Origin of the sequence: Micromonospora sp. NPDC048843 (assembly GCF_040649965.1) — a bacterium.
GTDB lineage: Bacteria > Actinomycetota > Actinomycetes > Mycobacteriales > Micromonosporaceae > Micromonospora > Micromonospora hortensis.
The window spans coordinates 1-6495 of the sequence record NZ_JBEZGJ010000277.1; the positions used below are offsets into that span (position 1 = coordinate 1).

Consider the following 6495-nt stretch of genomic DNA (forward strand, 5'->3'; position numbering starts at 1 on the left):
GGGCCTGGTCCCGATGGCGCCGACGACGCCAACACCAAGCCCGAACCTGCCACTACCGACGACACGGCTACCCCTGACCAACTGCCGTTGCAGTATTAGTTCGGAGTCGTTGGGCAGCGGCCGGTGCACGGCCATGTCGGTGCGCAGAATGTTGGCCAGGACCACCGCGTCGACATGGTCGGACTTGGTGCGTGAGACGGTATATCGGTCTCGGTAACGAGCGACCGCGACCGGGTTGATCGCGTAGATCTGCCGACCGGTCGCCCGCAGGCAAGCCACCAGCAAACCCCGGGAGGTCTCGATCGCCACGGGGATCGGCTGTTGCGGGTTGTCGCCGGCGTCGGCGAGCAGGTCGATCAGCTGCCGGTAACCGGCCGCGTCATCACCGATTCTCAACCGTGCGACCAACCCGGCGCTGTCGTCGACGATCGCGACGTCGTGGTGTTCCTCGGCCCAGTCAATTCCGCAGTAAACAGTCATAGGCATCAACCCCCTCGTAGGCGATATCTGAGATTCGGGCGGGCCTGCCACGATCACGCGCGACCTAATGAAAGGACTCTCGGTCCACCATCCCACCAGCGTTGAAGTGACCGTGGACGCCCGCGTAGCCCTCCACCGTTGTCGAAGGATTCGATGATCCAGGCCTGTCCAGAGGTGACCCACGCGAGCGGCTCAAGCAAGTGACTACCACTGCACAAGGGCCGGTCCTGCCAGGACCCGCCGTGTCGGATCGGTCTTGTCGAAGCGCTCAATGCGCGGGCTACAACGCGAGATCTCCGAACGAGCCGGGCAAGACCAGCCCTTGCATGCTCATTAGGCGTACTCCAGCAAGGCAAACCGGGCCCCTACGCGCCCGCAAGATTAAAGCCGTGATCCCCGAGCGCGACGACCAGAAAGCCAACCGTGCAAGGAAAGGATCATCGGGCGGACGCCCACCGGACTTCGACCCGCAGCAATACAAGAACCGTAACCAGGTCGAACGCGGCTTCAACCGGCGAAAACACTGGCGTGCCCTGGCGACCAGGTACGACAAGCTTGCCGACTCCTACCAGGCCACACTCGACCTCGCCGAAACCCTCGACTGGCTCCGCGCCGTACCCGGCCGAACCCCATGATCCGCCAAGTACGCCCTAGACCCTCCCGGCACGCGCAGACGCTCAGGGCGCCGCCTCGCGGCGCTGTGAGTCGTGCCCGGGCGCGACCTTGCCTTGACGCTGACGACAAGGTTTAGCCTGGTCGCGACGGGCTGGTCGAGGAGGTCTGATGCTGATCGGCGAGCTGGCGGAACGGGCCGGCACGAGCACCCGGACGTTGCGCGACTACGAGGCCCACGGGTTGGGACGCCCGCGGCGCTCGGCCAACGGCTACCGGGTCTACGACGAGGCGGACCTGCGGGTCGTCCGGGAGATCCGGGCGCTGCTCGACGTCGGGTTCGGCCTCGACGACGTCCGTCCGTTCGTCGCCTGCCTGCGGGCGGGAAACGCATCGGGCGACGTCTGCCCCGATTCCGTGCTGGTGCTGCGACGCAAGCTCGCCGAGGTCGACGACTACCTCGATCGGCTCGGAGCGGTCCGTCAGCAGTTGCGCGCCCAGCTCACCCACGCCATCGCGCACCGGGAGGAAACATGCCCCAGGAAACGACCGTCAGCCCCCTGATCACCGTCACCGATGCCACGTTCGCCGAGCTGGTGCTGGCCAGCGACCGGCCCGTCGTGGTCGACTTCTGGGCGGAATGGTGCCCGCCCTGCAAGATGATCGAGAAGAGCCTCGTCGAGCTGGCCGGAGAGTTCGCCGACCGGGTGGCCATCGCCAAGCTCAACTCCGACGACAACCCGCAGGCCACGCGGCGCTACGGAGTCATGTCCCTGCCGACGCTGCTGGTGTTCCGTCGGGGTGAGGTCGTCGGTTCGGTCGTCGGGTCCAGGCCGAAACTGCACCTGCGGCAGAGCCTGACCACGCACGCCGGCCTGTGACCGACACCCCCGGTCGAGTTCCGCATTCAGCCGCTTGATCGGGGGTCCGGCACGGTCGGATCGGGATCGTCGCACTGGCCCACGTCCATCCTGGTCACGGGGCCAGCTCCGACAGGGCACGCCTTTCGCGAGGGCCACCACCTCAGCTCTCGACCCAGCCGTGCGATCGGGCGTGGTCGACCAGGGACTGCCGGATCGTGGAGACCTGGGCGGCGGTCAACGTCGGCACCCGCTCGATCAGCAGCTCCGTCACCTCGTGGGTGAACTCGCGCGGCGACAGGACGTCGCACATCCCGTCGTCCTCACCGGTCTGCGCGGTCCGCACCGGCGCGAGGTCCGGTGCCCGTTCCGGACGGGAGACCGCCACCGGCTCGACGATCCGCAGGGACGCCACCTTCAGACCACGGTCGCCGGCCTCCACCTCGTACTCGACACGCATGCCGGGATGTACGAGATGCCGTTGCTCACCGAAATCGTTCGCGTGGACGAAGATGTCCTCCCCGCCCTTCGCCGGCGCGATGAAGCCGTAACCACGCGACTCGTCGAACCGGATGACCTTACCTACCGCCCACACAGCCACCACCCACTCCACCACTCAACCAGGACTTGCCCGCACTCTGCCCCGCAACGCTACCGGAACACTCGCGGTGACTCCGCTCGACCCGCTCGGTTGATGCGGACGCGTGGCTCAACCTGCAGGCCCATCCGGAGGCGACCGTCGACCTGGTGGACGGGCGGCGGCTGGTCCGTGGGCGCGCCGCGACGGGCGACGAGCGGGTACGCCTGTGGACCCGCTGGCGCGAGATCGACACGAACCTCGATGCCGTCGCGGCGCTGCGCTCGTCCGAAACCGCAGTGGCGGTTCTCGAGCCCCGCTCCGGCGTCGAAGGCTCTGCCGGCCAGTGACAGCCTGACGCGTGACGCGGGTCCCGCCCGCACCCCCACACCGCGGCGCGTCCTCCGACACCACAGCGGCGCCCGACCAGGATGGTGGTTCCGGTCGGGCACCACTGGTCAGGTCAGTCGTCGTCGGAGCCATCGTCGTCGGACGTCGGACGTCGGGCGAGTGCCGTGCCGCCCGTCCACGTATCGTTCGCCAACAGTGTCGGCCCAGCGCCGAGCACCCCGGCGCCTCGTGTCGGCCCGCACCGGTCAGAGCGACATCTGCATGAAGACGTCGGCGCGGGCGTACGGCGGCAGCGGGATCTGTTCCGGACCGACGCTGGAAACCGGTCGTCTCGTAGAGGTGCACCGCGTTGGCGAGTTTGGTGTTGCTGCCCAGGAACAGGGTGGCCGCGCCGAGCCCGCGAGCGCGCTCGATCGCCGCCTTGATGAGTTGGCGGCCGAGGCCCTTGCCACGCACCGCCGGGACCACCGTCATCTTCGACAGCTCGAAGACGTCGTCCGAGTTGCGGACCAAGGCGACACAGCCGACGATCTCCCCGCCGTCGCGGAGGATCAGCACGTCGCCGCCCGGGGCGACGATGGCGGCGAACGGGTCGCCGAGCGTCTTGCGGTCGGACTCTTCGATGGTGAAGAAATGGGAGATCCATTCTTCGTTCAGCGTCCGGAAGGCCTCGGCCTCCTCAGAGCGTGTTTGAGAGGGACTTGATCAGGTCCAGATGAAGGTGCGCTTTGCCTGCCGTTGGGCTGGCCGGCCGCGGGTGATGCGGCGGGTCATGCCGGCGATGGCGGCCCACCTGACGATGCCTTCGGAGATTTCAGGGTGGCGTTCGTAATCGCGGGCCAGCCGGCGGCAGGCGGTGAGCCATGCCAGGGTCCGCTCCACGACCCACCTGCGCGGGTGCACGGCGAAGCCCCGCTGGTCAGCGGGCTTCCGCACGATCTCCAGCGTGATCTTCAAGGTGTCACGGGTCCAGTCGACGAGACGGCCCGCGAAGCCCTGGTCGGCGAAGACGTGCCGGATCGGGGTGGCCAGATAAGCGCTGAGCAGGGCGATCTTCGCGCCGTCGCGGTCCTGCCACGACGCCGCCATCACCGCCACGGTGACCAACAGCCCGGCGGTATCAGTGATGATGAACCGTTTCCTGCCGTTGACCTTCTTACCCGCGTCGTAGCCACGCGTCGGCTGCCCGACGGTGTCGGCGCCCTTCACCGACTGCGAGTCGATGATCCCCGCCGAGGGCTCCGGATTCCGCCCGTCCTGCACCCGCGCCTTGACCCGCAGCGTGGCCAGCAGGTTCTCGGTCACACCGGCGTCTTCCCAGCGCATGAAGTACCAGTACACCGTCTGCCACGGCGGCAGATCCGCCGGCAGGTACCGCCACGGACACCCCGAGCGGACCACGTACAAGATCGCGTTGACGATCTCCCGACGAGGGTGCTTCTCCCGCCGCCCGTCCGTGCTGGGCTCCGGCAACAACCCTTCGATCAACGCCCACTGGGCATCGGTCAGATCCGACGGGTAACCACGACGAGGCGACGACACCCGGACACCCTGCCCGCCCCGACGGCCATCGTCACGCCGCCACACCGTCCATATTGGGCCTTCTCAAACACGCACTCAGGCGTACGGCGCGAGGAGGCGGGCGCGGCGGACTTCATGTCCGTCGATGTCGGGGTAAAAGTGAATCAGACATGATCGCGGGGCGGAATGCTCTGATTCCGGTCAGGGCTGAATCGGCAAGATGCGCCCTTTCCCGGTCAGGTCGGGCACCTTGCGCCATCAAGGCCCGAGATGCAAATAGGCCGCTACCGGCACGAAAATGAAGCAAACGTCCAGTCAGGCGAAGCCTGCCGTTGGGACCCGTGCGGACGCCGAGACGCCACCCGAGCAAGCCGCCGGAGTACCACTACCTCCCCTCGTCCAGGAGCAGCCCGCGCCGGTGCCCGACCTGACCTCCCACCGACTCATACGATCCCGGCTGTTCGGTGGCGTCATACGAGTACACAAGCGCAGCCTGACCAGCGTCGACGAGTTTCCGAACGACAGGGCCGCGACTCGCATTGAAACCTATGAACACCTACGCGCCCGGTCAACCCCTGTTTACCGAACCAAGATGACATAGGGGTTCGATGCCTAAGCACATCATCGGTCTAGCTGTGAACGTCCTGAGAACCACGACCGAAGGATTGAGCAGCATTGACCGCGTTCAAGAATGCTTGTTAGGCTCGCTGCCGGACACTGACCACGACGAATGCCGACGGGTTTGAGCTGCGGATATGCCGCGGCGCCAGGATTCGGCACCTGTCCGAGTCGGCTACACGGGGGAAATACACGGCATGAGTGAACTCATGATCGAGACGTGCGGGCTGACCCGCCGTTTCGGAAGCCAGCACGCACTCAACGGGATCGACGTCCTGCTGCACCGAGGCAAGGTTCTCGGGCTACTCGGCCACAACGGAGCCGGCAAGACAACCCTCGTGCGGATCCTCACGACAGTCCTGCCACCGACCTCCGGAACAGCACGGGTCGGCGGGTTCGACGTGGTCCGCGACGCCCGCGAGGTACGACGGATAATCGGCCTGACCGGGCAGTACGCGTCGATCGACGAACAGCTCAGCGGCTACGACAACCTGGTGCTCATCGCCCGACTACTCGGCGCCGGCCGCACCGACGCCCGCCGACGCGCCGACGAACTGCTCCAGCTGTTCGAACTCAGCAGCGCAGCCCGTCGGCCAAGCCGAACCTACTCAGGCGGCACGCGCCGCCGCCTCGATCTCGCCGCCAGCCTCGTCGGCGACCCGGAGCTGCTCTTCCTCGACGAACCGACGACCGGTCTCGACCCAGTCAGCCGGACCGGCCTCTGGGACCTCGTCGGACGCCGGGTCCAAAACGGCACCACGGTACTACTCACCACCCAGTACCTGGAGGAGGCCGACCGGCTGGCCGACACCATAACCGTGCTCTCCGACGGCCGCATCGTCGCAGCCGGCACAGCAACACAACTCAAGGCCCAGATCGGACGCCGCACCGTACACGTCACACTGGCCAACACCGAACAGGCCCAGCACGCCGCCAGACGTTTACAGGACACCGGACGCACCGCAGTCGTCGATCCCACCGGGCTCGGCATCAGCACCCCGGTCACGCGGACCGCCGATCTGGTCGAGGTAGTGCGCACGGTGGACGAGCCGACCGCGGAAATCACAGAGGTCTCGCTCACCGAGCCGACGCTCAACGACGTCTACCTGGCCTTCGCCCGCCGCGACGCCGAGGCCCTCACCCGCCGTTGAGACCCGCGGGCACCGTGTCCGCTGCGGACGAATGCGGGAGCGCCGTGTCCAGAGCCGTCCACATATCCGCCCCGGTGACCGGGGGTTCCTCGCGCTGACCCCCTGGGTGCGCAACCTCGAGCGCTGGTTCCGCCGCCCTCCGGTCACCTGACCAGAGTTCATCGACAGATCCACGACCGATGACGGGAGGTAAACATGACCGACGCCGCCCTCTATTGACGATCAGCGTATTCGACGGACGCGATACGTCGTTCAGACATGGAGGAAACAATGCGTTTGATCGAACGCGAGGACGCCGAGTCACTACTCAAACAAGCGTTGACCG

Annotated in this window: 7 protein-coding genes and 2 pseudogenes; 5 read left to right on the forward strand and 4 right to left on the reverse strand. The window is 66.9% G+C overall.

Features of this window, described 5'->3' with window-relative positions; all coding sequences use genetic code 11:
- On the reverse strand, window positions 1-480 hold a 480-nt coding region (locus tag AB0C20_RS34345), incomplete at its 3' end, for an IS110 family transposase (RefSeq protein ID WP_357569565.1).
- Between the two features lie 337 nt (window positions 481-817).
- Here AB0C20_RS34345 and AB0C20_RS34350 point away from each other — a divergent pair.
- The 3 genes and pseudogenes from AB0C20_RS34350 to trxA all read left to right on the forward strand — a co-directional run.
- Window positions 818-1115, forward strand: a pseudogene (locus AB0C20_RS34350) (transposase); the annotation flags it as partial.
- Between the two features lie 148 nt (window positions 1116-1263).
- Window positions 1264-1656, forward strand: coding sequence for a MerR family transcriptional regulator (locus tag AB0C20_RS34355; RefSeq protein ID WP_357569561.1), 393 nt, complete (start codon window positions 1264-1266; stop codon window positions 1654-1656).
- Complete coding sequence (trxA, locus tag AB0C20_RS34360) at window positions 1626-1973, forward strand: thioredoxin (protein ID WP_357569562.1); 348 nt, start codon at window positions 1626-1628, stop codon at window positions 1971-1973. The genes AB0C20_RS34355 and trxA overlap by 31 nt, the downstream gene beginning before the upstream one ends.
- A 142-nt stretch (window positions 1974-2115) precedes the next feature.
- On the opposite strand, the gene AB0C20_RS34365 is transcribed toward trxA, so the two are convergent.
- Window positions 2116-2547: a cold shock domain-containing protein gene (locus tag AB0C20_RS34365; RefSeq protein ID WP_357569566.1), complete on the reverse strand. Its 432-nt coding sequence runs from the start codon at window positions 2545-2547 to the stop codon at window positions 2116-2118.
- Window positions 2548-2699: 152 nt separating this feature from the next.
- Here AB0C20_RS34365 and AB0C20_RS34370 point away from each other — a divergent pair, with 152 nt between their 5' ends.
- On the forward strand, window positions 2700-2879 hold the full coding sequence (locus AB0C20_RS34370; RefSeq protein ID WP_357569567.1) for a hypothetical protein: 180 nt from the start codon (window positions 2700-2702) through the stop codon (window positions 2877-2879).
- Window positions 2880-3249: 370 nt separating this feature from the next.
- Here AB0C20_RS34370 and AB0C20_RS34375 read toward each other — a convergent pair.
- Together AB0C20_RS34375 and AB0C20_RS34380 are read right to left on the reverse strand one after the other, a co-directional pair.
- Window positions 3250-3438 (reverse strand): annotated as a pseudogene (locus tag AB0C20_RS34375) (GNAT family N-acetyltransferase); the annotation flags it as partial.
- Window positions 3439-3585: 147 nt separating this feature from the next.
- Window positions 3586-4422 (reverse strand): IS5 family transposase, encoded by an 837-nt coding sequence (locus tag AB0C20_RS34380; RefSeq protein WP_357569563.1) that lies wholly within the window; start codon window positions 4420-4422, stop codon window positions 3586-3588.
- 794 nt (window positions 4423-5216) lie between these two features.
- On the opposite strand from AB0C20_RS34380, the gene AB0C20_RS34385 reads away from it, so the two are divergent.
- Window positions 5217-6170, forward strand: coding sequence for an ATP-binding cassette domain-containing protein (locus AB0C20_RS34385; RefSeq protein WP_357569564.1), 954 nt, complete (start codon window positions 5217-5219; stop codon window positions 6168-6170).
- The last annotated feature ends 325 nt before the right edge of the window (window positions 6171-6495 follow it).

Excerpts from the sequence above, each read along its gene's own strand:
- AB0C20_RS34385 (WP_357569564.1), top strand. The coding sequence starts at position 5,217 with ATGAGTGAACTCATGATCGAGACGTGCGGGCTGACCCGCCGTTTCGGA.
- AB0C20_RS34355 (WP_357569561.1), top strand. The coding sequence starts at position 1,264 with ATGCTGATCGGCGAGCTGGCGGAACGGGCCGGCACGAGCACCCGGACG.
- trxA (WP_357569562.1), top strand. The coding sequence starts at position 1,626 with ATGCCCCAGGAAACGACCGTCAGCCCCCTGATCACCGTCACCGATGCC.